At 55.8% G+C, this 25,700-nt stretch carries 21 protein-coding genes and 1 tRNA gene; 12 read left to right on the forward strand and 10 right to left on the reverse strand.

Translation table 11 applies throughout. The features are described 5' to 3' along the window. Window positions 1-195: 195 nt before the first annotated feature. From ASF29_RS22045 to ASF29_RS22065, 5 genes are read left to right on the forward strand one after another with little or no spacing between them, the layout of a single operon-like run. Entirely contained in the window at window positions 196-1,698 is a 1,503-nt protein-coding gene (locus ASF29_RS22045) for an ABC transporter substrate-binding protein (RefSeq protein ID WP_082453682.1), read from the forward strand. 4 nt (window positions 1,699-1,702) lie between these two features. Beyond that, the gene (locus ASF29_RS22050) at window positions 1,703-2,626 is read left to right on the forward strand and encodes an ABC transporter permease (RefSeq protein ID WP_062452824.1); all 924 of its coding nucleotides are present in this window, start codon (window positions 1,703-1,705) and stop codon (window positions 2,624-2,626) included. Continuing rightward, window positions 2,623-3,510, forward strand: coding sequence for an ABC transporter permease (locus ASF29_RS22055; protein ID WP_062452825.1), 888 nt, complete (start codon window positions 2,623-2,625; stop codon window positions 3,508-3,510). Before ASF29_RS22050 ends, ASF29_RS22055 begins: the two co-directional genes overlap by 4 nt. Beyond that, a complete protein-coding gene (locus tag ASF29_RS22060; protein WP_062452826.1) occupies window positions 3,507-5,498 on the forward strand; it encodes an ABC transporter ATP-binding protein in 1,992 nt (663 codons plus the stop codon). Before ASF29_RS22055 ends, ASF29_RS22060 begins: the two co-directional genes overlap by 4 nt. Further along, window positions 5,495-6,157: a cysteine hydrolase gene (locus tag ASF29_RS22065; protein WP_062452827.1), complete on the forward strand. Its 663-nt coding sequence runs from the start codon at window positions 5,495-5,497 to the stop codon at window positions 6,155-6,157. Before ASF29_RS22060 ends, ASF29_RS22065 begins: the two co-directional genes overlap by 4 nt. Window positions 6,158-6,226: 69 nt before the next feature. Here the strand turns inward: ASF29_RS22065 and ASF29_RS22070 are convergent, their stop codons facing one another. Continuing rightward, a complete protein-coding gene (locus tag ASF29_RS22070; protein WP_082453684.1) occupies window positions 6,227-6,928 on the reverse strand; it encodes a GntR family transcriptional regulator in 702 nt (233 codons plus the stop codon). Window positions 6,929-7,357: 429 nt separating this feature from the next. Here ASF29_RS22070 and ASF29_RS22075 point away from each other — a divergent pair, with 429 nt between their 5' ends. Then, window positions 7,358-10,804 (forward strand): AAA domain-containing protein, encoded by a 3,447-nt coding sequence (locus ASF29_RS22075; protein WP_082453686.1) that lies wholly within the window; start codon window positions 7,358-7,360, stop codon window positions 10,802-10,804. A 414-nt stretch (window positions 10,805-11,218) separates the two neighbouring features. Here ASF29_RS22075 and ASF29_RS22080 read toward each other — a convergent pair whose 3' ends face one another. Then, window positions 11,219-12,103 (reverse strand): LysR family transcriptional regulator, encoded by an 885-nt coding sequence (locus tag ASF29_RS22080; protein WP_062452828.1) that lies wholly within the window; start codon window positions 12,101-12,103, stop codon window positions 11,219-11,221. A 117-nt stretch (window positions 12,104-12,220) separates the two neighbouring features. Between ASF29_RS22080 and ASF29_RS22085 the strand changes: the two genes are divergently transcribed. From ASF29_RS22085 to ASF29_RS22100, 4 genes are all read left to right on the forward strand, one after another. Further along, the gene (locus ASF29_RS22085) at window positions 12,221-12,682 is read left to right on the forward strand and encodes a VOC family protein (protein WP_062452829.1); all 462 of its coding nucleotides are present in this window, start codon (window positions 12,221-12,223) and stop codon (window positions 12,680-12,682) included. A gap of 137 nt (window positions 12,683-12,819) precedes the next feature. Next, the gene (locus tag ASF29_RS22090) at window positions 12,820-13,653 is read left to right on the forward strand and encodes an oxidoreductase (RefSeq protein ID WP_062452830.1); all 834 of its coding nucleotides are present in this window, start codon (window positions 12,820-12,822) and stop codon (window positions 13,651-13,653) included. Between the two features lie 358 nt (window positions 13,654-14,011). After that, window positions 14,012-15,226 carry a M24 family metallopeptidase gene (locus ASF29_RS22095; protein ID WP_062452851.1) on the forward strand — a complete coding sequence of 405 codons (1,215 nt, stop codon included), beginning with the start codon at window positions 14,012-14,014 and terminating at the stop codon, window positions 15,224-15,226. 67 nt (window positions 15,227-15,293) lie between these two features. Then, window positions 15,294-16,157, forward strand: a complete 864-nt coding sequence (locus tag ASF29_RS22100; RefSeq protein ID WP_062452831.1) for a LysR family transcriptional regulator — start codon at window positions 15,294-15,296, stop codon at window positions 16,155-16,157. Here the strand turns inward: ASF29_RS22100 and ASF29_RS22105 are convergent, their stop codons facing one another. From ASF29_RS22105 to speB, 5 genes are all read right to left on the reverse strand, one after another. Continuing rightward, window positions 16,158-16,865: an ABC transporter permease gene (locus ASF29_RS22105; protein WP_244473625.1), complete on the reverse strand. Its 708-nt coding sequence runs from the start codon at window positions 16,863-16,865 to the stop codon at window positions 16,158-16,160. It abuts the gene before it with no gap. A gap of 106 nt (window positions 16,866-16,971) precedes the next feature. Beyond that, on the reverse strand, window positions 16,972-18,021 hold the full coding sequence (locus ASF29_RS22110) for an ABC transporter permease (protein ID WP_244473626.1): 1,050 nt from the start codon (window positions 18,019-18,021) through the stop codon (window positions 16,972-16,974). Window positions 18,022-18,209: 188 nt separating this feature from the next. Further along, window positions 18,210-19,346 (reverse strand): ABC transporter ATP-binding protein, encoded by a 1,137-nt coding sequence (locus ASF29_RS22115; RefSeq protein ID WP_062452834.1) that lies wholly within the window; start codon window positions 19,344-19,346, stop codon window positions 18,210-18,212. A gap of 15 nt (window positions 19,347-19,361) precedes the next feature. Further along, complete coding sequence (locus tag ASF29_RS22120) at window positions 19,362-20,402, reverse strand: ABC transporter substrate-binding protein (RefSeq protein WP_062452835.1); 1,041 nt, start codon at window positions 20,400-20,402, stop codon at window positions 19,362-19,364. Window positions 20,403-20,518: 116 nt separating this feature from the next. After that, window positions 20,519-21,475, reverse strand: coding sequence for an agmatinase (gene speB, locus ASF29_RS22125; RefSeq protein WP_062452836.1), 957 nt, complete (start codon window positions 21,473-21,475; stop codon window positions 20,519-20,521). A gap of 108 nt (window positions 21,476-21,583) precedes the next feature. On the opposite strand from speB, the gene ASF29_RS22130 reads away from it, so the two are divergent. Both ASF29_RS22130 and ASF29_RS22135 read left to right on the forward strand, forming a co-directional pair. Beyond that, window positions 21,584-22,516, forward strand: coding sequence for a LysR family transcriptional regulator (locus tag ASF29_RS22130; RefSeq protein ID WP_062452837.1), 933 nt, complete (start codon window positions 21,584-21,586; stop codon window positions 22,514-22,516). 97 nt (window positions 22,517-22,613) lie between these two features. Continuing rightward, on the forward strand, window positions 22,614-23,684 hold the full coding sequence (locus tag ASF29_RS22135; protein WP_156462788.1) for a GlxA family transcriptional regulator: 1,071 nt from the start codon (window positions 22,614-22,616) through the stop codon (window positions 23,682-23,684). A gap of 236 nt (window positions 23,685-23,920) precedes the next feature. Here ASF29_RS22135 and ASF29_RS22140 read toward each other — a convergent pair whose 3' ends face one another. The 3 genes from ASF29_RS22140 to ASF29_RS22145 all read right to left on the reverse strand — a co-directional run bounded on the left by ASF29_RS22140 (window position 23,921) and on the right by ASF29_RS22145 (window position 25,675). Beyond that, window positions 23,921-25,045 carry a hypothetical protein gene (locus ASF29_RS22140; RefSeq protein ID WP_062452838.1) on the reverse strand — a complete coding sequence of 375 codons (1,125 nt, stop codon included), beginning with the start codon at window positions 25,043-25,045 and terminating at the stop codon, window positions 23,921-23,923. 185 nt (window positions 25,046-25,230) lie between these two features. Continuing rightward, entirely contained in the window at window positions 25,231-25,377 is a 147-nt protein-coding gene (locus ASF29_RS24570; protein ID WP_156462789.1) for a hypothetical protein, read from the reverse strand. A 221-nt stretch (window positions 25,378-25,598) separates the two neighbouring features. Next, window positions 25,599-25,675, reverse strand: a tRNA-Met gene (locus tag ASF29_RS22145). Between the last annotated feature and the right edge of the window lie 25 nt (window positions 25,676-25,700).

The raw sequence follows: 25,700 nt of genomic DNA on the forward strand, positions 1-25,700 counted from the left end.
CGGCAGAACGCCAAACCCATCGCTGGACCGGATGAGCGCGCCGGATCCACCCTATCCCGCTCGTGGCGTCATCAGCGATTTGCCCTCGGCCGAGCACTCGAACGTTGACACGTCGGGAAAACTGTGAATTTTTGATATTTGATCAAATAAGGGAACGGCAGCCAAAAACGGCGCCATAAAAAAACGGGAATTTCAATGAAGAGCGTGATGATTTCCACTCTCGTGCTGGCGGCTATTGCACCGGCCTTGGCCGGCAAGGCGGAGAACACGGTTACCTGGGGCTTCGACAGCCAGCTTGAAACCATGAACCCTTATGCGACGAACAAGGGTTCGGCGCAGCTTGTGATGCGCAATGTGCTTGAGCATCTGCTGTATCGCAACAGCAAGGGCGAGGCGCGCCCTGCGCTGGCGACCTCGTGGACGTGGGTCGATGACAAGACCATCGATTTCGAACTGCGCAAGGGCGTCACCTTCAGCAATGGTGAAGCCTTCAACGCAGACGATGTCGTCTACACGATGAATTTCATCAAGAATCCCGAGTCGAAAATCTCTGCTCAGGCGGATTACGGCTTCATCGACAAAATCGAAAAGACCGGCGAATTTTCCCTGCGTATGCATTTGACGAAGCCGACCCCTTCGGCCATCGACCGCCTGTCACAGACGCTGTTCATCCTTCCCAACGAGACCCATGCCAAAATGGATGCCGCCGAATTTGGCCGCGCACCCGTGGGTACGGGGCCCTACAAGGTTCAAAGTTTCGAGGCCGGACAGCAGGTGACCATGGTCCGCAACGAAACCTATTACGATGCGGATTGGGGCAAACCGCGCTTTGACGGCATGACCGTGCTGAGCATCACTGACCCGCAAACCCGCATCGCGGAACTGACATCGGGCCGGGTCGACTTCCTTTGGAACGTCACGCCAGATCAGGTCCTCGAGCTTCAGCTGGCCGAGGGTATCAAAACCGTAACCGGCAGCTCGACGGTGGTAACGTTCCTGTCGCTCGATCCGACCGGTCGCGTCGGCCCAAATCCCGCTCAGGATATCAATGTCCGCAAGGCGATGATCCATGCGATCGACCGTGAAGGCATCGCTGCCGTTTTGCAGGGCGGTGATTCCGTGGCGCTGAATTCTCCGTGCCACCCGCGACAGTTCGGCTGCATTCAGGATGTGCAGAAATACGAATACAATGTCGACAAGGCCAAGGAATATCTGGCGAAATCCGGCTTTCCCAATGGCTTCGAAACCTCGATTGCTGCCTTCGTAGAAAACGCCAGAATTGCCGAGGCCGTCGTCGGTAATCTGCACGATATCGGCATCCGCGCCACGGTCAACCAGCAGGAAACGACCGCCTGGGTGAAGGATTACTTCGCGGGCAAGATTTCCATGGGCGTGGTGCCATGGCCTTCGAACGGCGTCTATGACGTATCGGCCATCACACCATTCTTCTTCCAGGAAGGAAAAGGCGACTATATCCGCGACAAGGAAATCAATGACTGGTTCGCCGAAGCCGCCAGTACCATCGACAAGCCCAAGCGCCTTGAGCTTTATACCAAGGGCTTCTCGAAAATGGCCGATCAGGTCCTGAACATTCCGCTGGTCACCCGCATCGTGAACTATGGCTATCGCGACGGTCTCGATTATACGCCGCCAGCCGATGGCTATCCGCTGTTGTATCTCATGGGCTGGGCGAAGTAGTCGGATGGGAGCTTACGTCCTTAAGAAGATTTTTGAGGCCGTGGCCGTATGCCTTGCGGTCTCGATCATCGCCTTCGTTCTCGTGCAGTCCACCGGCGATCTCGCCATAGCTATGGGCGGGCTGGATGCCAGTGCGGAAGAGCTGGAGCGACTGCGCCAGGTCTATGGTCTCGATCAGGGGCTGGTCGTGCAATACCTGTCCTGGGCGGGCCAGGCCCTGCGCGGCAATCTCGGCATGTCCTATTTCAGTCAGGAAGATGTCCTGACCCTGATCTTCGATCGCCTGCCAGTCACAGTCACGCTTGCCTGTTCCTCGCTATTGCTTGGTCTGGCGATCTCGGTGCCGCTCGGCGTGTTATGCGCCACGAAGCCCGGTTCGCTGCTGGATCGTATCTGTCTGTGGATGGCGGTTCTGGGCCAGGCGATGCCGCCTTACTGGGTGGGACTGCTGCTCATTGTGCTCTTCGGGGTCAATCTCAAGGTGCTGCCGATTTCAGGTAATCAGAGCTGGGCCAGTTTCGTCATGCCCGCCATGACACTTGCTTGGTTTGTCATGCCGGTGCTGCTGCGCCTTGCACGGGCCGGAATGATCGACGTGCTGTCGTCGGATTATATCCGCACCGCACGCGCCAAGGGCCTGCCGCGCCGTACGGTGCTGTTCAAACATGCGCTGCGCAACGCCATTTTGCCCATCGTGTCGATTGCGACGGTGCAATTCGGCTTCATGCTGGGAGGTTCCATCGTGGTGGAAAGCGTTTTTTCGCTGAACGGCATCGGCCTTCTGGCCTGGAACGGTATCCAGCGCTCTGATTACCCCGTCGTGCAGGCCGTCGTTCTGGTGGTCGCCATGATTTTCGTCATCCTCAACATGGTTTCGGATCTGCTGAATGCAGCGCTGGACCCTCGCCTGATGAGTGCAGACACATGAGCACGCCAGCAACAACACCCGCAGAGACCGCAGCCGTCACGCGCCGCGTTTTTCCGAAGATACCGGGCACCTCAGGCTTTCGCTTCGGTGTGGTGCTTCTGGTCGCTTTCGTCGTTCTGGCGATCTTTGCGCCGCAATTCGCGCCCTTCGACCCCTACAAGCAGAGCCTCCTCGCCCGGCTGAAGCCACCGGTCTGGGCGGGTGGCACATGGACCTATCCCTTCGGCACCGATGCCTATGGCCGCGACTACCTGTCCCGGCTTATCTACGGCACCCGCATTTCGCTGATCGTCGGACTGGGTGCTGCGGCCATCGCCATGCTGATCGGCGTGACCATGGGCGTGATTGCCGGGGTTTTCGGTGGTGTCGCCAACCGTGTCGTCAATTTCATCATCTCTGTGCGTCTTGCCTTGCCATCGCTTTTGCTGGCGCTGGCAATCCTCAATCTGGCCGGGTCCGGTGTCGTCATTGTCGTCGTGGTGCTGGCGCTGACGCATTGGGATCGCTTTGCGGTCGTCATGCGCACCACGGTGCGGCAGGTGGCCTCACAGGACTTCGTCACCCGCGCCCGTGCCATGGGCGCGTCGGAGGGACGTGTGATCCGCACGGAAATCCTGCCGAATGTATCGAGCCAGATCGTCATCATCTTCACCTTCGAGATGGCACAATGCATTCTTGCTGCGGCGGCGCTGAGCTTCCTCGGTCTTGGCATTCAGGCACCGGAACCCTCCTGGGGGCTGATGATGTCCGAGGGGCGTAGCTTTATCGCCGTCAATCCGTGGCTGATCACCATTGCCGGTTTCACCCTGATGCTTCTCGTCCTGGCGATCAATCTCGTCGGTGACGGCCTTCGCAACCTGATCGCTCCCAAGGAACGAACATGAACGTTGAAACGCCTGTCCTGCGCGTCCGCGACCTGTCCGTCACAATCAAGACTGCCAAAGGCCCGCTCCATGCGGTGCGCGGCATCGATTTCGACGTCATGCGCGGCGAAACTCTGTGCATCGTCGGAGAATCCGGCAGCGGCAAGTCGCTGACGTCGCTGTCCCTAATGAATCTCTTGCCGCCCAAAGCGCTGCGCAAGGCCAGCGTCATCGATTTCGGCGGCAAAAATCTCGAAAAGCTCAATGACCTCGAGATGGAGCCGCTGCGCGGCGACCGGATCGCCATGGTCTTCCAGGACCCGATGACGTCGCTCAACCCGTCCTGGACCATCGGTGAACAGCTCGTTGAGGGCACACTGCGTCATCGGCCCGAAACGACCCGCGCTCAGGCAAGGGCGCGGGCCGTGGAGCTGCTGGAGATATGCGGTGTTCCCGATCCCGAAGGGCGTCTCTCGCAATATCCGCACCAGCTTTCCGGTGGCCTGCGCCAGCGCGTTATGATCGCCATGGCGCTGATGACCTCGCCGGATCTGCTGATTGCAGACGAGCCGACGACCGCACTCGATGCGACGATTTCAGCGCAGATCATCGATCTGCTCAAGGACCTGCAAAAAAAGCTCGGTCTCGCCATCATTCTCGTCACCCATGATTTCAACGTCGTCAGCCGCATAGCCGATCGCATCGCGGTCATGTATGCGGGTGAGTTCGTGGAGGTGGGAACGGCAGCCGAGGTGCTCGGCAACCCGTTGCACCCCTATACCTGCGCACTGCTGGCCTGCGTACCGAAAGAAGGTGCGACCGGCCCCGATGCTCGCCTCGGCTTTTTGCCCGGTGTCGTTCCCTCCCTGATTGGCGATGCCAGCGGTTGCCAGTTCCGGTCGCGCTGTCCGCTCGCGCATGAAGCCTGTGGTGATTCCATTCCCTGGCAGGGCGATGCCCACCGCATGTTCTGTGTCCTGACAGCAGCGCAGGTGACAGAACGCCACGTCGACCCCGTTCCTCCGCCAGCGGTGATAGCGCCTGCGGGGCGCCAGGAAGCGCCGACCGCGCTGCTCGTTAGCGGCGTTGAGCAACGTTACAAAGTGCGCCGCAGCATGTTCGGTGCAAAAAAGACCGTGCAGGCGCTGCGTGGCATCGATCTGGAGGTCAAACAGGGTGAAATCCTTGGCCTCGTCGGCGAAAGTGGTTCGGGAAAATCAACCCTCGCTCGCGCCCTTCTGGGGCTGGAAGTTCCCGCCAGCGGCATGGTGCGGATCAAGGGCCAGCCGATTGCAGAACTGGGGCGTCGTGACCGCGCACGTGCGGTGCAGCCTGTTTTTCAAGATCCCTATTCATCACTCAATCCGCGCCGCACCGTTGAGGAAACCATTCGACTGCCGCTGGATATCCACCAGATCGGCACAGCCGCCGAGCGTGCACAGGAAGCCCGGCGGCTCATGGATTTGTGCGGTCTGCCAGCACGCGTTGCGGCCAGTCAGCCCTCTCAGCTTTCGGGCGGCCAGCGCCAGCGCGTCGCCATTGCATCCGCATTGATCCTCAAGCCGGAGATCGTCATTTGCGACGAGCCGACCTCGGCGCTCGATGTCTCGGTTCAGGCGCAGATCCTCAATCTGCTCAAGGATTTAAGGGCCGAGCTGAACCTGACCTATGTGCTGATCAGCCACGATCTCAATGTCATCCGCGCCATGTCGGATCGCGTGGCGGTGATGTATTTTGGGCGCATCATCGAAACCGGGTCGACCGAAGCCCTGTTCCGGCAGCCGTCTCATCCCTACACGAACCTGTTGCTGAGCACGACGCATTCAAAAAGCAAACCGGCCCTCGGCGGGCTTGCGCCTGAATATCCCGACCCGGCAAACCCGCCCGCGGGCTGCGCCTTCCGCCGTCGGTGCAACGTGGCCATGGATGCCTGTGCGGCGCAGGATCCGTTACTCGTGAACCTCGACAAGATCAGGGTCGCCTGTCTCAACCCGAGGGCTGCCGCATGAGCCTGATCGAATCCATCGTCGCTCAAGCGGGGTATCGTCGTGGCGGTGCGCCCGTCTATGGCAAGCCGGATATGGATAAGGCGGCCATTCTCATCATGAACCTGCAACTGGCCTGGACCGCGCCGGATGCGCCGTTTCGCGGGTTGCTGCCCGGACAGACGCGGGACTTTTTCACTGAAATCGGTGACTTCGCCACGAGCTGTCGTCAACGGGGTGCCCGGATCGTTTGGTTCAGAACCACGATGGGACCTTCTGGGTCGCAGCACTACTGGTCGACCTATCTCGACAATTTCGTCGGTCCCGACAAGCGCGGCGCAGCAGCAGACGCGCTGTCACCTGGAAATGCCATGCACGGTCTCGATCCCACCTTGCCGGTGCATGAGCAGGACTGGATCGTCGACAAGCCACGCTTCGATGCCTTTCTCATAACCGATATAGAGACGCGACTGCGCGCTGAGGGACGACGCGACCTCATCGTTGCGGGGACCGCGACGAATATCTGCTGCGAAAGTACCGTACGCAGCGCCATGCAGCGCGATTTCAGAACCTGGATGCCTTACGATCTTGTGTCCGCCCCCACGGAAGATGGCCATGTTGCCGGATTGCGTTCGGTGACGCAAAGCTTTGCGGAAACGCGTGCTTCGCGAGAGATCTTGTAAGTCTTCAATCGAGCGGTCGCGGCCATGATGGGCAACGTTCAGTCGTTTCGCAGAGCCGCGTAACCGTCGTTACGCGGCGGCATCTTCCGTTGGAGGTTTTACGAGCATGTCGAAGAAGCGATTGATGTCGTCTTCGATCGCTTGCCGTACCGCTTTCGCATCTTTTTTTCGCAGGGCGGCGACAGCCCGGATATGCATTTCCGCTCCCCGGCCACCGCGTGCATCAAACGCTTCGGCTGCGCGGCGGATGTTGGGGCCAATCTGCAGCCACAGCCCCTCGATGATAGGCAGAAGAACCTTCGATCCCGAGATTTTGTACAGCGTGAAGTGGAATTCGAGATTGCGTGTCACGCTGGATTCGACATGCATCTGCTCATCCGCCCTCACCTCTTCATCGACAATGCGAGCAAGCGCCTCGATATCCGAAGATGTGGCACGTTCGGCTGAAAGCTCCGCGGCCAGCCCCTCCAGAGCCAGTCGAGTGCGCCTTAAATCCTCTATGCCGGCAATGTCGATCAAAGGAACCCGGGCACTTCTGTTGGGAAGCGCTTCAAGCGCACGTTCCGCAATCAGTTGGCGGATCGATTCACGCACCGGCTGCGCACTCGTGCCGAACACCTCGGCAAGGTCGTGAATCTTCAGGGCTTGCCCGGGCTTGAACCGTCCCACCATGAGCAGATGGCGAAGCTGTTGATGCACGCGAACCTGTATCGTTTCGCGTATGACAGGCTCAACATCAATAAGCAGGTTACTGCTGTTCTCCACGGCCATGGCGTCTCCATTCAGACCTGAGTCTAAAACCTAAAATACGTTCTTATTCCTTGGGATAGCACAGCTCAACACCTCGCTTAATTTTTGATCAAAAATCTATTATGTCTGTCCTAAGATACGTGAACATCCAGCCCCGCATTTCTTGACTTTCATCAAGCGCCGACCCGGCAGTCCAAAAAAGCGCAGGGCGTCCTCTCTCAACCTTCGGATTAACAAACGAGGATTTTCCGTAAATCTCGCAGTCCCCAGGAACACAAATGGGCAACGACCTAGTGGTTCCTAGCTGAAGGTAAGCGCCAGCTGCACCTTTCCGGCTTGATCAGATTTTTTTGCAATCAAAACACGAATTTTTAACACGTCGATTGCGAATGTGCGCACTACATGACCGTCCTTCGGCGTGAACTATGTGCATCTGCGTAAGGCAATAACATGAAAACAAATCTTTCCGTTCTGAAATACTGGCGCGCCGCAGTGGCCGATAGTGCCTCAAGGGAGGCTTGCCTGACAACGAAGGCGAGCAAAGACTTTCAGACGGTCTCACCCGAAGAAGCACGAACTGGACAACTGTTTCAGGCAACGATCGACGCGCTTTTCAAAGATAAACCAGCCACACTCAAGCAGGTCGAAGTGCTGTACAGGCCACTGCACGTGCGCAGGATGGTTGATCGTGGGGTAAGTAGGAGCGACGGGTTGCCTGCTGAGGTCACTCCTATTCTGACTGACGCCTTGGTCGATCGGAAAGGCCGCATCATACCCGGCCACACACGGATCGCCCGCGATATCCTCGATCCTCTTCTTGGTGGCGGATTTTCCATCGGAAACGTGCAGGACTTCGATCGCTTTCTTACCGCGAATCCATTTGAAGCCAATACGACAGATCCTGCCATGTGGTCTGCGTACCAGGCCTATTGCAAAAAGATGATGGACGAGGTCGGCGCAGGTTGGCCCAATGGTGACGAAAAATACAAGACTATCGACTCCGGTCTGATCTGGCTGGCAACCAATAACTCAAAGACCGTTCGTCAAATTCTCGCGCTAAGTGATACTTTGATCAAAGAACAGCCGGACACTCCTTTGCTCGCCAATTTTGCAAGAACGAAAATCCGGGAAATTGAACCCGTTATCGGTGTGCCGTTTGCTCTTCATGATCGACAGGGACACTCAAATGACACGTTTCCGGTCGCCGACCAACAGAGAGAAGTACTAGCGCATCTCGCTAAAGCTGACAAAGGTGAGATCATTGCAGTGAACGGCCCTCCTGGGACCGGGAAGACGACCATGTTGCTGTCGGCTATTGCGGGAGAATGGATAAAGGCAGCCATTGACGGTGGCTATCCACCGCTCATTATCGCCGCATCAACCAACAATCAGGCTGTCACCAACATCATCGATGCCTTTGCGAAAGATTTTGCGAAGGGACACGGAGTTTTTGCCGGACGATGGCTGCCGGAGTTCTTCAGTTTTGGCTTCTTCCTCGCGTCGTTCACAAAAGAGGAAGAGGCAACGCTGAAATACCAAACAGATACATTTTTCAAGCAACGAGAAACGGCCCCATTCCTCGCCAAAGCGCGGCTCGCTTATCTGGAGGCCGCAAAACTAGCGTTTCCGGATTTGAAGCAGCCAACAGTGGAAACAGTGGTCCAGCGGCTACGTGAAAATATCAACCACTACAGCCAAAAGTTACTCAAAGCTGATGAAACCTGGCGCAATCTCACGGATGCACGCGCCAAGGTTCACCAAACGCTTGGTGTCAATCCTGACGATGTCGTTCAGCAGCTGTTGGCGTCGAAGGTAGAGAGCGAAACGACTGCGGCAGCGGCAAGCGAATTGTTAAAGCTTTGGGATATCTGGCTGGCCAAAGAACCGTGGCTGGCTTCTGCGCTCAGCTTTCTTCCTTTTGTTGCACGAAAACGCGTTATCCGTGCCAGAGTTTTTTTGCGTGAATTGGGTGTTGACGAAAATTTGCTTGATGAGACGCGGCTGAAACGTATCGAGGCAAATCTCAAAGCCATGGTCAAGAATAAGCAGAACGTAGCACGTGATGCTGCTGAAACTTATCGCCAGTCCCAAAGTGAACTAACGAATTTAAGAGACCATATCAGTGCGTTTCGGGCAATATACAGTGATGTCGGCGGCACGGACGAAGACCCCGATATTCTAGACTTCGACCGTCGCGCTGACGTGACCATCCGCTTTTCGATGTTTCTTCTAGCAACGCATTATTGGGAGGGCCGCTGGCTTCTTGAACTGGAAAAAGCCCTTCCCGCTCTGGAGAAGGCCCGCGAGAGTAAAAAAGTTGAGAGCGACCGCGATGCGGCTCAGACCCTTTGGCGGATGCGCATGATGATTACACCCTGTGCGGTTTCGACCTTTGCCACCTTGCCTGGCAAGATGAATTACCGCAACAAGGTTTCAGGCAGCTACCAGACTGAATACCTTTACAATTACATCGACCTTCTGATTGTCGATGAGGCAGGACAGGTACTGCCGGAAATTGCTGGCCCGTCTTTCTCTCTGGCCAAGAGGGCGCTGGTTATTGGCGATACGCAGCAAATCGAACCAATAACATCGCTGACCGCCAGTGTCGACGCAGGCAATCTTGTAGAGGTAGGACTTATACCCAACAAGGGCGCTGGAGAAGCTCTAGAAGAGCTTGAAGCGGTCGGCATGACGTCAAGAGCGGGAAGCGTGATGCGTCTGGCTCAATCATCCTGTCGCTTCCATCCCTACAAAAAGCTGGAACGCGGACTTTATCTATTCGAACATCGCCGATGCTTCGACGACATTATTCGATTTTGCAATGAGCTTTGCTACCAGGGAACGCTTCAGCCAAAACGTGGTCCATCCGCCGATATGGATATTCCTCCGATGGGCTATCTGCATGTCGACGGCCTCGCCCAGGCAGCCGGCGGTAGCCGCTACAACCTGCTCGAAGCGGGCGTAATTGCAGCATGGATACAAGCAAACGCCAAAAGCTTGGAGAACCGCTACAGAAAGCCGTTACGTGACATTATTGGCGTCATAACACCTTTCGGACGGCAGGTTTCTGAGATTCGCACCGCCTGCCGGAATTCCGGAATCGACGCGAGCAAAGAAACCGGAATTACAGTCGGGACCGTCCACGCCCTGCAGGGTGCGGAGCGGCCAATAGTTATTTTTTCACCGGTCTACACGAAACATGCAGACGGTGGGTTTATCGACCAGTCTCCCAGTATGTTGAACGTCGCGGTGTCACGCGCCAAGGACTCATTTCTCGTCTTTGGCGACATGGATGTCTTTGCGTCCGCAGCATCAACGACGCCCCGCTCACTCCTCGCCCGCTTTTTGTTTGAGCGTCCCGAAAACGAAATCGTGTTTGAGCAGCAAGCGCGCGTTGATCTTTCGAAAGGTTCGCTTTCGGTGGAAATGCTCCGGGACTCTACCGAGCATGACGCTTTTATGCTTCGCGCTCTGTCAGAAGCAAAACAACGCGTCGCGATTGTGTCTCCATGGATCAAAATCTCAACGATGGAGCAAGTCGGCCTGATCGCCGCTATCCGCGCTGCTCAAACGCGTGGCGTTCAAATGAGCGTTTATGCAGATCCTGTTCTTACCCGGGGGAAAGCCAGCAACGCAGATTTATTCGAAGAGGCAGACAATCTGCTCTCCAGTTTTGGCATTGCCCTTCGTGCCGTAGAACAATTGCACAGCAAACTGCTCTGGGTCGATGATACTATTCTCGCGGTCGGATCCTTCAACTGGTGCAGCGCCCATCGATCGGGCGACTATGCTCGGCATGAAACCTCCATCGTCTATCGAGGACCACATCTGGCAAGCGAAATAACCATTTTGGAAAGCAGCCTCAAAAACAGGACAAACCCAGTGCCGAGGAGTTAAGTCCGCCCAAGAGAGACCTGTCTTCTTGCTAACGAAGGCCGGTCGATTCTCCACAGTCCCCCACGAGATCCGTTTCAAATATCTGACCCCGGCAGCAAACCGCACCATCCGGCTGCCAGTAACTATGCCGCAGTCCCGGGCAAGTCGGTCGCCCAGGACTGCGGATACAACAACAGCATCAAACGGCGATACCCCGCGCTGCATGGTTGGCGGTTTGATCCGCGATCTAGCGCGGGTTGATGCCTTGATGAAGCGAGACGACCACGGCGATCGCCCATGTCGGGTCGATTGGTAACCAGAGCAGCAGGCGACAGCCCCCTGCGTGCAGGCCGCTTCAGCCTAGAGAGTTGTGCCGCACGGTATTCACAGATATTATATTCACGCTGAGAAAAAACTTTCAGTGCACCCCTCCCTTCACACACGCAGGGCATCGATGACGGCGCGTAGGCCAGCCGACAGATATTTTCGCGTTGGGTAATAGAGATAGAGCCAATCCTCGGGTGCACTCCAGGATGCCAGGCACTCGACCAGGCTGCCGTTCTGGACATAGGGACGCGCGCGCTCTTCCCAGACATACGCAAGGCCCACGCCCGACAGCGCGGCCTCGACCATCAACTCATGGTCATCGAGCGACAGAGACCCGGTCGGCTCGAACTCAATGATCTTGCCGGCGCGGCTGAACTCCCAAGCATAGGGCTTGCCGCTTGGATAGATATTGCGGACGCAGACATGCTTACGCAGATCATCAGGGGTTCTCGGGATCGGATGGTGCTCGAAATAATGGGAAGAACCAACAACGGCAAACCGCAGCCGCGGCTTTATCTTCACAGCCGTCATGCCATCGCGCAGGCTTTCGCCAAGACGAATACCAGCATCGAACCCCTCCTCCACAATGTCGACAAGGCGGTCGGTGGCGACGACTTCCAGCTGGAGACCGGGATTTTTTGCGATTAGCGAGCCAATGACTGATCGGAAGACAAACGGCGCGACGGAATTGGGCGCGTTTATGCGAACCTTGCCAAACGGCGTGTCACGGAACTGGTTGAGAGCATCCAGCGCCGATCCGATTTCCCCAAAGGCGGGCGACAATTGTGCGAGCAACATGGCACCTGCATCGGTCAGCGAGACACTGCGGGTCGTTCGGTTGAGCAGTCGAATGCCGATGCGTGCCTCGAGATTGCCAACAGCGTGGCTGATGGCAGACGCGGTTACTCCACGTTCTTCACCGGCTCGGCGAAAGTTGCGATGGCGGGCGACCGCATCGAAGGCGGCCAACTCTGAGAGATCCGTACTGCGCATTGTCAAATCTCACTCATCATTGAGAGGAAGATTATCTGTCTAATTCTTATTGTCGAAAAGGTCCAGATTGCTCCTCGCAGACCGGCGCTGGTGCCGGACCAGACAGGAGACAAGACAATGGCCGATTTCATTCCTCCATCCCACAATACGACATCGCCTTTCGCTGACATGCGCGGTCATCATATTGCCGTTCGCACGCCGGACGTCGAAACAGCCAAGCGCTGGTATCTCGAGAAGCTAGACTTTCGCGTGGTCGCCGAATGGGACTATGCTGACGAACAACTCGCCTATCTTGCGCCCGCGACCGACGACCATTTCTATGTGGAAATCCTTGGTGGTGGCGATCCTTCGCCCAAAGACGTTCGTCCCTATACCGATCTCGGCGACAGCCTGAAATATGCCGGCTACCACCACTTCTGTTTGAATGTCACAAGCGTCGATGCCACAGTCGAAGAGCTGCGGGCACGCGGCGTAACCATCGTCACCGAGCCATTCGAGCTGCTTGCAATCAGTCGGCGCCTTGCCTTCTTCTGCGATCCCTTCGGCAATCTCATCGAGCTGGCAGAAGTTCTGCCGTGACCTTTCCCCACCCGCCTGGCCATCCCCACGTCGCGGTGGCCAACAAATCGAACTGACATTCTGCACCATGACGTCGCCGTGCCCTTGCGGCCCGACGCAACACTTTCCCTTCAATCTGACATCAAGGAAACATTCTCATGAAAATCTGGTTTATCACCGGTGCCTCCCGTGGCTTCGGCGCCCTCATCACCACACGCGCGCTTGCCCAGGGCGACGCTGTCGTCGCGACAGCCCGCAATCCGGAGGCGATCACCGCACGGTTTGGCGAACACGCCAACCTGCTACCGGTCGCCCTCGATGTGACTGACGACAAACAGGCAACCGCCGCCGTAAACGCAGCAATGGATCGCTTCGGCCGCATTGATATCCTGCTCAACAATGCTGGGTTTGGCCTGATGGGCGCAGTCGAAGAGGCCACCGTGGCCGAGATCGAGGCCGTCTATCGCACCAATGTCTTTGGTCTCCTTAACGTGACCCGGGCTGTGCTGCCCGTCATGCGCCGCACCCGCTCCGGTCGCATCCTGAATATCTCATCGATTGGCGGCTATCGCGGGGCAGCAGGATTCGGCGTCTATTCGTCAACGAAATTTGCGGTCGAGGGCCTGAGCGAAGCCCTGCATGACGAACTGGCACCGCTTGGCATCCATGTCACCGTCGTAGAGCCAGGCTACTTCCGCACCGATTTTCTCGATAGCTCGTCCTTGTCGGTCAGCGGCAACATCATTGGCGATTACGAGGCAACTGTTGGCAAGTTGCGCACGATAGCGGCTGGTCTCAGCCATAACCAACCCGGCGACCCTCAGAAACTAGCGGAGGTCTTGATCGCCTTCACTGAAGCCCCCAACCCACCGGTGCGCCTGCCTCTCGGCAGCGACACGGTCGCCGCGATCGAAAACAAGCACGTGCAAGACGCCGCCATCCTCTCAGAATGGCGCACCGTCTCTGTGTCGACCGACTTTGTAGCTGACTAACGGGCTCGTCCGTTAAGCTTTGTAGAACGGGAGGCCGCTTCGGGCCTCTCATCACGTATTAGCAACCTCACAATGTCTAAGCCATTATTGTTGATCGGCAAGACCCACCGCCCCTATGTTTGATCACTTGGCATGGTGTCGGTTTGGCACCAGCGCGATTGATGAATTCGCGTCTGGTTGTGCGGCTGAATGACTGATGGAGCCAGATCGCCAATCCCTGAGCTCATCGCGTTACCGTCTCCGCGCTCGAGTTATGATCCCATTGGAACTTCTAATTACCCTTTCTTTCCGAGAGTTTTTATCACTTTCGAACGGCTTGATTGAAAGGGTTCTCAAAATGAATATCCGTGCTGGAGAAATGCCAAACCAACTCCTGCGACTTCAGAAAATGCACAATGGTGAGAAAGTTCGACCAACTTTCTCACCCGGCGAAATGAGCCGTCGGCAGGACGCGATGCGTGGGATCATGGAGGAACTGAAACTCGATGCGGCGGTTCTGACGTCATACCAGAATGTCTGCTACTTCTCCGATTTCATGTATTGTTATTTCGGCCGCAAATATGCGTTCGTCATCACGGATGGAAGCGCCACCACTGTCACTGCGGGCATTGATGCCGGACAGCCCTATCGCCGTACGTTCGGCGACAATCTGACCTACACAGACTGGCAACGGGACAATTATTTCCATGCACTGCAACAGCTTCTGCCCGGTGTCAGGCGTATCGGCATAGAGTTCGATCACGTTTCAATCGACCTGCGACATCAATTCGAAAGCGCCTTTCCCGACGTCGAGTTCATCGATGTCGGCGCTGCCACGATGTGGTTGCGAACGATAAAATCGGATGAGGAGATCGCTCTTATCAAGGAAGGGGCAGCCACGGCTGATATCGGCGGCGCGGCTGTCGTTGCGGCGATCAAGGAGGGCGTTCCTGAATATGAGGTCGCACTGGCGGGAACACAGGCGATGGTGCGCCATATTGCCTCGCGTTTTCCGCATGCGGAACTCATGGACACGTGGGTCTGGTTCCAGTCAGGTATCAATACGGACGGTGCGCATAATCCTGTTACCTCAAGACAGGTGGAAAAGGGCGACATTCTCTCCCTCAACTGCTTCCCGATGATTGCGGGTTATTACACCGCGCTGGAACGCACATTGTTTCTCGATCACGCATCGGAAGACCATCTGCGTATCTGGGAGTTGAACTGCAAAGTTCATCGCCGAGGTCTGGAATTGCTGGTGCCGGGAGCGCGGTGTGGCGATGTGGCGACCGAGCTCAACGAGATTTACCGGGAGGCAGGCCTTCTGGGCTATCGTTCCTTCGGTTATGGCCATTCCTTTGGCGTGCTCTCGCATTATTATGGGAGGGAAGCTGGCGTTGAGCTTCGGGAAGATATCAATACGGTTCTGCAGCCCGGAATGGTGGTCTCTATGGAGCCGATGCTGACCTTGCCGGAAGGCATGCCCGGTGCGGGGGGATATCGCGAGCATGATATTCTGGTGATCGGAAAAAACAGTTCGGAAAACATCACCGGCTTTCCCTTTGGTCCGGAGCACAATATCATCCACAGCTGAGTTTTTCTGACATCGAAAGTAGCGGGCTTGGTGACGAGCCCGCTGCTGCTTTAAGGCGAACGGCCACTTGAGAAACATTCCGACGGATCTTTTGAGAACATTCCTGGCTGTCATCGACCTGAAAAGCCACACGCGTGCGGCCGAGCAGCTTGGGCGCACACAGCCAGCCATCAGCCTGCAGATGAAAAAGCTGCAGGAACTGCTGGATACAAGCCTGTTTGCAAAAGACGCTGCCACACAGCCGACGGAAGCTGGTGAGCTGGTTGCGACCTATGCCCGCCAGATCATTGCACTCAACGACGAGATGGTGTTGCGGCTCTCAAAACGTGACGGCAAGGGCAAGATCAGGTTGGGGATTCCCAACGATTATGCTGATCATTTTCTGCCAAAGCTTATCCCTCGGTTGAAGGCAAGCGGACACGACTTCACATTCGAGGTCGTCTGCGATCTCTCGCACACTCTCTTGCAAGGCTTGCGCAACGGTCTCTTCGACATTGTCGTGGCGATGACACCCGATGGTCCGGCAGAGGGCGCTTTCATGACGTGGAAAGAGCCTTTAGCCTGGGTGGGTGATGCAAGCGACACTCTGGTGACCAGCCCCGACGAGCATATGCGGCTGGTTTGCTATCCTGAAGGATGCCTCTATCGCCGCGCTATGCTGACCGCGTTGCAGCGCGAGGGGCGTGGCTATGAGCTGGTCTACACAAGCCCCAGCCTCTCCGGGTTGGAGGCAGCGGTAGGCTCCGGTTTCGGAAATACCGTGCTTGCCCGCAGGATTGTTCCGCCAAAGCTAAAAATGCTGGATGTCGGCCTAAACCTCCCGCGGCTGGCAGATGTCGTTGTGGGAGTTTATCTGAGCGCCGACAAAAAGCGCTCGCCCGTGGCCGAAAGTTTTGCCGCCTATTTCGCAGATGCTTTTCTCGCCGAGTAGCTATGTTTTCCGTCGTTGACTGAAGACGGTGAGGATCACGAACAGGCTGATCGAGCAGATGGTCAGAAGGCTCGCTGCCGCCATGATCGTGGGATTGATCTGGTCGCGTATGCCGGAGAACATCTGAACGGGCAGCGTCCTCTGTTCGGCGCCTGTCATGAACAGGGCGACGATGACCTCATCGAAAGATACAGCAAAGGCCAGCAGCGCGCCGGAAACCACGCCGGGAAAGATGAGCGGAAGGGTGACAGACCGGAAAACCGAGAAAGGCCCTGCACCAAGGCTTGCCCCCGCACGAGACAAGTTGCTGTCATAGGTCGATAGAGACGACATGACGGTTACAACAACGAATGGCATGGATAGAGCAACATGGGCCAGAATGAGCCCTGTGCGGGTATTGGTAAGCCCGAGAAAGCCGAAAAACAGATAGGCTCCGACAGCAACAATCACAACCGGCATGATCATCGGGGACAGGATGAGTGCCATGACCAGCTTGCGAAGTGGAAAGCTCGGTCGTGACAAGCCAAGCGCCGCCATCGTGCCCAGTATGGTGGATATGACCGTGCTTGCCGCCGCGGTAACAACACTATTCCACAGACTTTGCGTCCATCTGCTGTTCTGGAAAAAGTCGCTATACCAACGAAGCGAGAATTCCCTGATCGGAAAGGTGAAGAAGGGATCTTTGGAAATGGAAAGGGGAAAGATCACCAGAAGAGGCCCGATCAGGAAAAGAAGCACAGTGCATGCAAACGCAATGACACAACATCTCACCACTTTTTCGGTACGGGTTGCATAGACAGGAAGCCACATGATGTCACCCTAACTTTAAGCGTTCGGCACCGACCAGACGCAGGAAAATGAAGTAGATGGACAATGTCATCACTAGCAACAAAAGTGCCAGCGCAGCTGCCATGCCCCAGTTGAGATCGCGGTTTATATAAGTTGCTATGAAGTTGGAGAGCATCTGGTCGCGGGGGCCGCCAACGAGAGCAGGCGTAATATAATAGCCCAGCGAAAGAATGAAGGTCATCAGGCATCCAGCCATCACACCCGGTAGTGTCTGAGGAACGTAAATCCGCCAGAACGCAGACAATGCAGGAGCGCCAAGAGACCGCGCGGCACGCATCAGCGCGGGAGGGATCGTCTTCATCACAGCCAGTATCGGCAAAATTGTAAATGGCAGCTGGATATGCGTCATGGCAGTTACGGTGCCGAAACGGGTCAGCATCAGCTGCAGCTTTTCGGTCGTCAGGTGAAACGCCATCAGCGCCTGGTTGATGACGCCGTCCGTCTGCAAAAGCACGACCCACGCGGTGGTGCGCACGAGAAGGGATGTCCACAGGGGCAGCAGCACCAGAAGCGTCATGATGGCAGCCATGCGAGCCGGCGCAATGGAAATCATGTAGGCCGTTGGAAACCCCAGACACAGCGTGGCGAAGGTTACCAGAGCCGAAATCCACATGGTTCGACCAAGAATATCGATGAATACAGCCTGGTCGTCGGGGACCTTGGCGATCCCGTTGTTATCATCGATGCGAAGATCGAGCGCGGTCATAAGATAATAGGGCGTGAACTTCGAGCCGTTGCGTTGAATGATCCGCCAGATGCCCGGCTCTCCCCAGGCTGGATCAGCCGCGGTCAATTGCGGAGCGACTGGTCCCGGTTGGAGTTGGTCGATCTTGCGCGTGATGGACATGATACGACTGCGCATGCCAGCGCTTTCATAATTGAGCCGTTTTCCCAGCGACGCAGCCGTGTTCTGTTTTTTGGCGACAGCAAGATCGGCGGCTAATGCTGCGAATGCGCTTTCCGGCGGGACAGATTTACCATCCCAGTCGGCTAGCGCAGCAACGGTTTGAGGCAATGTCTCTCTTACCTCCGGGTTTCCCACGGAGGTCAGCAAAAAGAGACCGATTGGGACACCAAATGTGATGAAAAGAAACGCGATCGCAGGCAGTGCGAGCGCGAATGCGCGAAGCCTGTGCGGCCGGTCGGCGCGTCTCAGCGCAGTTCGCAGGGATTGTGGGGTCAGAAATTCGGATGCCGCTCTAGTCATTGGGTCAACACCCGGCAGTCGTCTGGCGCGCAAGTAAGGTTCACATCGTTTCCGGGTTTGAGGCCAAGCGCGTCTTTCGGCGACATGGAGGCCACGATCTGCTCACAACCGAAAACCTCGACATTGAGCCGCGCTCTGTCCCCGAGGAAGGTCGTGTCGAGGATCTTTCCCTTGATCAGATTCTGTTGGCTAGCCTGCGCGTCGCCGTAAATATTCAATCGCTCTGGACGCATGGACACCGTGACGGCATCTCCCACGCGGGCATCTTTCCCGCTTGCCCGCAACAATGAGCCATCGGCCATCTTCAGTAGGTATCCAGCTGGTTCGACCTCCAGAACGGAACATTGCAAGGTGTTGTTGTCGCCGATGAAGTTGGCGACGAACCGGTTTTCCGGTGCTTCGTAAAGCGACACAGGGTCGGAGAGCTGCTGGATGCGGCCCTCGTGAAATATGGCGATACGGTCGGACATCGTCAGCGCCTCGGACTGATCGTGCGTGACGTAGACCATCGTGATGCCGAGACGTTTCTGAATCTGCTTGATCTCAACCTGCATGTGCTCGCGCAACTGCTTGTCCAGGGCGCCAAGCGGTTCATCCATGAGAATGAGCTTGGGATCGAAAACCATGGCGCGGGCAAGGGCGACGCGTTGTTGCTGTCCGCCCGATAATTGCTGCGGCTTGCGGTCTGAAAGGCCATCGAGCCTGACCATATCGACCGCAGCCTTTATGCGCCGCGCGGCTTCGGCTCCTTTTATCTCTCTGTAACGCAAGGGAAAGCCGATATTGTCGTGAACGGTCATATGTGGAAACAACGCATAGTTCTGAAAGACAAAACCGATGTCGCGCTTTTCCGGCGGGAGACGCTCCACGGCCTGTCCGCCAAGCCTGATGTGACCACTGGTCGGCTGCTCAAAACCACCGAGCATCATGAGCGTCGTGGTCTTTCCCGACCCGGAGGGGCCAAGCATCGTCAGAAACTCGCCTTGCTGGACGGCAAGATTAAGGTCGCGGACAACCAGCGTCTTTCCATCATAGGTCTTCTGCACATTCTCAAACGAGACCATTGCAGTGCGGCTACTGGTGTCGAGTGGCTCGCTCCCAAGCCACTCGTTGCCTTTCTCTATCATATCCATCAATGCGGCCACCGCTTAGTTCGAGAGCCAGGTTGTAAACCGCTTGCGGATCTCATCGCCATGATCAGCCCAAAACGCATTGTCCAGCGTCAAGGACGCATGGAGGTTTTCAGGACTGGTCGGCAAATCCTTGGCATTGGCGGGATCGACATATTGGTTGGCGCTTGAGCGAACTGGGCCGTAAGGAATGTACTTCGTCGTTTGCGCGAGAATTTTCGGCTCTACGGCGAAGCGGATGAAATCCACGGAGGCCTGCATATCTTTTGCGCCTTTGGGGATGGCCCAGAAGTCAGTGTCCAGTATCTGATTATCCCAAACGATACCGAACTTTCGGCCTTCCTTGTTCGCATTGAAGATGCGTCCGTTCCAGGCCGATGTCATGACGACTTCGCCCGATGCAAGCAGCTGCGGGGCCTGGGCACCTGCCTCCCACCATACGATCTGGCTTTTGATCGTATCGAGTTTCGCAAAGGCCTTGTCCACGCCCTTCGCAGTGCTGAGCGTCTTGTAGATGTCGGCTGGTGCAACGCCATCTGCCAGCAGCGCGAATTCCAGATTTGTTGCTGGATTTTTCCAGAGCCCGCGTTTGCCTGGAAATTTCTTCAGGTCAAAAAGGTCGGCAAGCTTGGAAGGCGCATCCTTCAGCTTTTCGGCATCGTAGGACAGCACTGTGGCATAGACCACCGTTCCCACGCCGCAATCTGACGATGTGCCGTCGATCCAGTCACTACGGTCGCCAATCTTGTCCCAGGGAATTTGCTCGAAAATGCCTTCGTCGCACCCCTGTAGCAGCGTAGGCGCATCGACGTCGATGACATCGAGCGTCGTACTGCCAGAGTCGATCATGGCCTTGATCTTGGCAATCTCCCCACCGTACTCCTGCTCAGAAACGGGTCTGCCAGTCTGCGCGGTGTAGCTTTCAAAAACGGCTTTGCGCTGAGCTTCCTGATAGGCTCCGCCAAAGCTCATGACGGACAGCGGTTCGGCTGCAAAAGCGAGTGTGGTTGATAAAAGTTGGGTGGCAAGCATGGTTGCCGTAAAAAACGTCTTGTTCATTTTGACCTCTCTGGAGCGTTTGCTGGATTTCCCGTCTTTGCGCGGGCTGTTTGGAAGCCTAGGGCGTGGTATGTTGCAGTGCAAATAAGTTGCAGTCATCGACGCATCAGGGGCACTTATGGCGTGCCGCGTTTGGCGAAGATCCTGCCTATCGTGTTCAACAGAAGCTGTGCCGCCAAAATAGCCGTCGATCCGGTCTGATCGTAGTCCGGAGCCACTTCGACCAGATCCACACCGACGATCGATCCGCGCTCGGCCAAGCCCGCGATGATTTCCAGCACATCATAATAGTCAAAGCCGCCATGACTTGGCGTTCCCGTGCCCGGTGCGATGGAGGGGTCAAAACCGTCAATATCTATGGTCAGATAATATCGCTTCTTCGCCGGAATACGTTCAAGCACACCCTCGACACCAAGACGACGTACCTGTCTGACCGACAGGATGTCGGAACCAACGGAACGGGCGTAGTCATAGCCTTCCTTTGCGGTCGATGAGACGTTGCGAATGCCTAGCTGCGTCATGCCGGTAACCCACGGCTTTTCCGACGCGCGGCGCATCGGACTACCATGGCCCAGCCTTACGCCGTGTCGCTCATCCACAAAATCGAGATGTGCATCGAACTGAATAAGATGGATATCGCCCTGATCGGAAAATGCATCGATACAGGGAATATTGACGGAGTGATCTCCGCCGATAACGACAGGAAGAGCGCCAGCCGCCAATATTTTGCGGACACCAAATTCGATATTTGCGTGGCTTCGTATCGTATCGGTATGGACGATATCGGCATCACCCATGTCGACAATTCTGACACCCTCAAGATAGGGGACATCGTCTTCGTGGTCGTATGCACCTGCGTGACCGAATGCGAACAGGGTCGAGGCTTCACGCACGCCACGGGGTCCAAAACGCGCGCCGGAACGCCACTGCGTGCCGAAATCATAGGGCGCGCCCAAGACAGCGACATCGGCATCAATCGCGTCCCAATCGGAAACGTAAGGGCTTTTGGCAAAGGTGGAGATGCCGACAAAGGGCAAATCCAGTCTTCCGTTTTCGTAGCTATGAGCAGCCATATTTGTCATCCCACTATTTTTCTGGATGCATAAGAGCATGGACATCGTCGGAGAAAAATCGGAGAGTTGTGGACCTTATATTAAAAAAATTGATGTAAAAGGAGCGCCATGCATCTTGGCCAATCCGACCTGCGGTCCCTCTCGGTTTTCCGCGCCGTAGTCGAGCATAAGGGCTTCGTCGGCGCCCAGATTTCGCTGGGGCTGAGCCAATCCGCGGTAAGTTTTCATATCAAGGCGCTGGAGGATCGCTTCGGTTTCAAGCTCTGCCGAAGGGGGCGTGGTGGATTTGACGTCACCGACCGTGGCGCACTTGTCTATGAGCGATCCAAACTGCTTTATATTGCGCTCAACTCATTCGAGAGCGATATCGGCAAACTGAAAAACCGGATAACCGGAACGCTCCGGCTTGGGGTCATCGACAACACCATTACCGATGGCGATCTTCCACTGCCCAAGGTCATCGCGCGCTTGAACGTGAAGGCGCCCGAGGCTCGCATCGAACTCGTCATCGACGCTCCAGACGCACTCCTGACCGAGATATCCAATGGCGGCCTCGACATAGCCATACTTCCGGCAACGCAATCCTTTCGCGGCCTGAAGATAACACCGTTCAAGGAGGAGTATCATTCCTTGTACTGCGCAAAAGGCCATCCTTTGTTCAAGACCAAAGAGGATGACATTACAAAAGACCTCGTGGAAATGTGTGATTTCGTTGTTAGGCCCTACGCCAACAAACGTGAGCTCGACTTTTTTCCCAACGCGAAAGCCAAAGCTTTTGCCTCGAATATGGAAGCTCAAGCCATGTTCATCATGTCAGGCGGCTTTGTCGGCTACCTCCCGGAACATTATGCGCGCAACTGGGTCGATCAGGATATTTTCAGGCCGCTTCTTGTTCCCGCGACGAGGATCAAATCGTCCTTCGTCATTGCAACTCGCCCTGAGGAAAAGCCTTCGAACATCCTCGATCTGTTCATGCAGGAGCTCGCAGGTCTTGCGTCTGAGGCCCTTCACAGAAAAGTGGCCGCCCGGAAATCTAATTGAACGATTGTCATTCGTAATCCCGTCATAAGGATAAGAAACTTGCAGATGATCCGATTATTCGCAAATTGAATGAGCCAGCCAACGGATCAGGACAAACATGCAATCGAAACACAAAAATTCGGCCTCGAAATCGTCGGCCCGCCTCAAAGTTGGATTTGTTCTGGGGCGAGTCTTCACGCTTTCTCCCTTCGCTCTTTTTGTCGATACGTTGCGGCTGGCTGGTGACGCGCTGGATCACTCGGGTCGGGTCCTGACGGATTGGGAGGTTCTTGGCGACACGCGACATCTGATCAAGTCCAGTTGCGGTATCAGCGTCGCACCAACAAGCGATCTCGTCTCGCCCGAACGTTTCGACGCGATCGTCGTCGTCGGAGGACTGCTGTCGGATGACGTCGCCTGCAGCCGCGAAACGCTTGAATATCTCAAACATGCCGCGTCACTGGATATTCCCCTCATCGGTGTTTGCACCGGATCGTTCATTCTGGCCGAAGCAGGCCTTATGGCAGGGCATGAAACCTGTGTCAGCTGGCTTCATTTTGAATCATTCAGAGAGCGTTTTCCTGAATTGGCTGTGCGCCCGGACCGACTTTTCAACTTCGATGGCAAACGTGGTTCTTGTGCGGGCGGTGCCAGCGCCGCAGATCTCGCTGCATTCATGGTCCGCACCTGGGTCGGTCGCGACGCCGAGCGCAACGCTCTCGATATCCTCCAGATCGCCTCGCCGCGCAAAGCGAATGACAGTCAGTCACGCGCGCCCATAAAGCCTGTCGATGACACGACCGAGGTGGATCAACGCGTTAATTCTGTTCTGCTGTTGATGGAGCAACATGTTGCAAAACCGATGGACGTCGAACGCCTAGCCAAAGCCGTCCAACTTTCCCGCCGCCAACTCGAGCGCCTGTTTCATCGCACAATGGGCTGTTCGCCGGCTGAAGCGTACAAGACACTTCGGCTGCGCCGCGCCAATCATCTCATCCTCAGTACGAACCGCCCGTTGATCGACATCGCGATCGATGTCGGTTTTGGCAGTGCTTCCAACTTGGGACGATCGTTCCGCGGAGTTTACGGAAAGTCTCCTGGAGCGGTGAGGCGAGATGTTGCGCCGGAAGCAGAGTGGAGCGCAGATCTTAAAATAGGACCAATCCGCACAGCTACGTCTGTGTTTTGACGACTTCGATCCTAACTGGTCAGATCGTCCGGCCGTCGCCGCCCGCCAGGGCTTCAGCGAATATCAGGCTGAAGTCCCCCTGCATCAGCAGAAGGAAGGGCAGCTCATTTTGGCTCTGCATGGGGCCGTCACATCCAAGACGGAGAATGGTGTTTGGATCGTCCTGCCAGACTGCGAATTCTGGATACCCGGTTCCTACAATTAACCAAGCATATAGAAAGGCTCGTTTGTTCTTATCAGAGAGGGACCTCGAGTACGGCCGTGCGCACGAGGTTATATGTCGTCACACCAGGCAGACGCGAGAAAAATTCGTTACGACGAGAAGCCTCTGCCCAGATCGACCAATGGCTGATCACAGTCAAGCGACCGTCAGTCCATACTGCAGTCGCGTCAATGACGCCGACATCCTCATTCTTTCGGTTCTTGACGGAAAAACGAAACTCTCGATTGGCGACTCCATTTTCTGAGAGGGCGGAATTTTCGTTTCCACCGAGAAGAATCGGTGAGTCTGCGTCGGGCGTCTGCTTGACGAAGTAGTCTCGGATAATTGCAGCTCCCGTCGTTTCGAGATCCGGTTTTTCCTTCATCTCCTGCACGCTCAGCCAAACCAGGCCCACATCCTTGCCGCCGCTCCGACGAACCATATGTAACTCAGCTGGCAAGCGTCCCGGAAAATCGTTGATCGGAACCTCCCAATCCCTCGGGATTTGCAGATCGATTTTGCGCTCACCAATTCGAAGGGAAACCGGCTGCATATCATCACCAAAATTCGCCTGTTTACCATCGGAAAACCGAAGGTTTTTGAGAAAAGTGCTTGAATACGCGTCGAGTTCCACCAGCGCGTTCTTGGCTGTTTCTTTCGTTGGTTCTCCGACGATATTGACGATGAAGTGAATCGCCAGAGCATTTTTTCCTTTTGAAAAACATTGGCTGAGGATTGCACTCTTCGGCTTGCCGTTTTCGCTTTGCGTAGCGAAGACCTCCGCTTCAGTAATATCCGGTGATGTGGCTATGGAACGAGGCGTGTAGCCTGCTATTTCGGCCTCGTACTTACAGATTGGCAATGCCGCAGGCGGGCTAAGGAGTTCATAAGCCATGATTGTCGTTTCAATCTGCGGGCCATCAACCGTTGGCGCCACCTTTCCGACAATCTTCATACTTCCGATTGTACCGGGCTCCATGGCGCCCATTGGAACCGTTTGGACGTTCGATTCCACTGGCACGTCTGTTTCAAAGTTGAGACTGGAAACGTTGAAATCGAATAGGTGCTTTCTCCAATTATGGTCAGATGCGTTAACTTGATTGGCGATTGCAACAAACGTAAAAAGCACAACAAAGCGCATTGCCTTGGGATACAACATCAGAATTCCTTCTGATCTAGAGAGTTCAGAAATCATAGACACGAGGGATCGACTTGCGATTGCCACGCCCCCCACAACTAATAATAAGTACGGCGGATTACCGGTTCCACCTCATTGTAGTTTTTTGATTGCGTCGGCCATCATCCGCATCCGCTCGCGAGCTCCATTACGATATATCTCGATCTTCACGCCCAGAGAAAATTGCGAAGCTGAAGCATCAGTTCAATCCTGATAATGTCGAGGTTGCCATCCGCAAGCTGCTGTTCCTTGCCCGTAGCAATGCCGACGAAGACGCCAAGCAAGCGCCTGATGCCGATCGTACGGGATCTCATTCAGACGGTGGTGATCGGCAAGACACCAGACCATCAGCCAGCCTCCATGGAAGTTCTTGATCTGATGGAGCAGCAGTTCCTCACTGCGGCTCAGAATGATTTGATGACGCGCCTGGCATCCGGTGAGATCGAAACGGAGGCCAAACGCAAAAAGCTCCTCGACCAGTATGATGAGGAGCTCGAACGCAAATATTTGGAGTGGGAGAATTTACAAATTTCGTTGGTTGCGGGGGCAGGATTTGAACCTGCGGCCTTCAGGTTATGAGCCTGACGAGCTACCGGGCTGCTCCACCCCGCGTTACCAGCGCAAGTTCTTGGAACTT

The sequence above is a fragment of the Rhizobium sp. Leaf262 genome (assembly GCF_001422245.1).
In the GTDB taxonomy this organism is placed as follows: Bacteria; Pseudomonadota; Alphaproteobacteria; order Rhizobiales; family Rhizobiaceae; genus Agrobacterium.

What these genes read in the sequence shown, in the direction of transcription:
- ASF29_RS22115 (WP_062452834.1), bottom strand. Translation starts at nt 19,346, where the DNA reads ATGGATATGATAGAGAAAGGCAACGAGTGGCTTGGGAGCGAGCCACTC.
- ASF29_RS22055 (WP_062452825.1), top strand. Translation starts at nt 2,623, where the DNA reads ATGAGCACGCCAGCAACAACACCCGCAGAGACCGCAGCCGTCACGCGC.
- ASF29_RS22090 (WP_062452830.1), top strand. Translation starts at nt 12,820, where the DNA reads ATGAAAATCTGGTTTATCACCGGTGCCTCCCGTGGCTTCGGCGCCCTC.
- ASF29_RS22135 (WP_156462788.1), top strand. Translation starts at nt 22,614, where the DNA reads ATGCAATCGAAACACAAAAATTCGGCCTCGAAATCGTCGGCCCGCCTC.
- ASF29_RS22050 (WP_062452824.1), top strand. Translation starts at nt 1,703, where the DNA reads ATGGGAGCTTACGTCCTTAAGAAGATTTTTGAGGCCGTGGCCGTATGC.
- ASF29_RS22080 (WP_062452828.1), bottom strand. Translation starts at nt 12,103, where the DNA reads ATGCGCAGTACGGATCTCTCAGAGTTGGCCGCCTTCGATGCGGTCGCC.
- speB (WP_062452836.1), bottom strand. Translation starts at nt 21,475, where the DNA reads ATGGCTGCTCATAGCTACGAAAACGGAAGACTGGATTTGCCCTTTGTC.
- ASF29_RS22060 (WP_062452826.1), top strand. Translation starts at nt 3,507, where the DNA reads ATGAACGTTGAAACGCCTGTCCTGCGCGTCCGCGACCTGTCCGTCACA.
- ASF29_RS22085 (WP_062452829.1), top strand. Translation starts at nt 12,221, where the DNA reads ATGGCCGATTTCATTCCTCCATCCCACAATACGACATCGCCTTTCGCT.
- ASF29_RS22140 (WP_062452838.1), bottom strand. Translation starts at nt 25,045, where the DNA reads ATGTTGTATCCCAAGGCAATGCGCTTTGTTGTGCTTTTTACGTTTGTT.
- ASF29_RS24570 (WP_156462789.1), bottom strand. Translation starts at nt 25,377, where the DNA reads ATGAGATCCCGTACGATCGGCATCAGGCGCTTGCTTGGCGTCTTCGTC.
- ASF29_RS22095 (WP_062452851.1), top strand. Translation starts at nt 14,012, where the DNA reads ATGCCAAACCAACTCCTGCGACTTCAGAAAATGCACAATGGTGAGAAA.
- ASF29_RS22075 (WP_082453686.1), top strand. Translation starts at nt 7,358, where the DNA reads ATGAAAACAAATCTTTCCGTTCTGAAATACTGGCGCGCCGCAGTGGCC.
- ASF29_RS22130 (WP_062452837.1), top strand. Translation starts at nt 21,584, where the DNA reads ATGCATCTTGGCCAATCCGACCTGCGGTCCCTCTCGGTTTTCCGCGCC.
- ASF29_RS22045 (WP_082453682.1), top strand. Translation starts at nt 196, where the DNA reads ATGAAGAGCGTGATGATTTCCACTCTCGTGCTGGCGGCTATTGCACCG.
- ASF29_RS22120 (WP_062452835.1), bottom strand. Translation starts at nt 20,402, where the DNA reads ATGAACAAGACGTTTTTTACGGCAACCATGCTTGCCACCCAACTTTTA.
- ASF29_RS22070 (WP_082453684.1), bottom strand. Translation starts at nt 6,928, where the DNA reads ATGGCCGTGGAGAACAGCAGTAACCTGCTTATTGATGTTGAGCCTGTC.
- ASF29_RS22065 (WP_062452827.1), top strand. Translation starts at nt 5,495, where the DNA reads ATGAGCCTGATCGAATCCATCGTCGCTCAAGCGGGGTATCGTCGTGGC.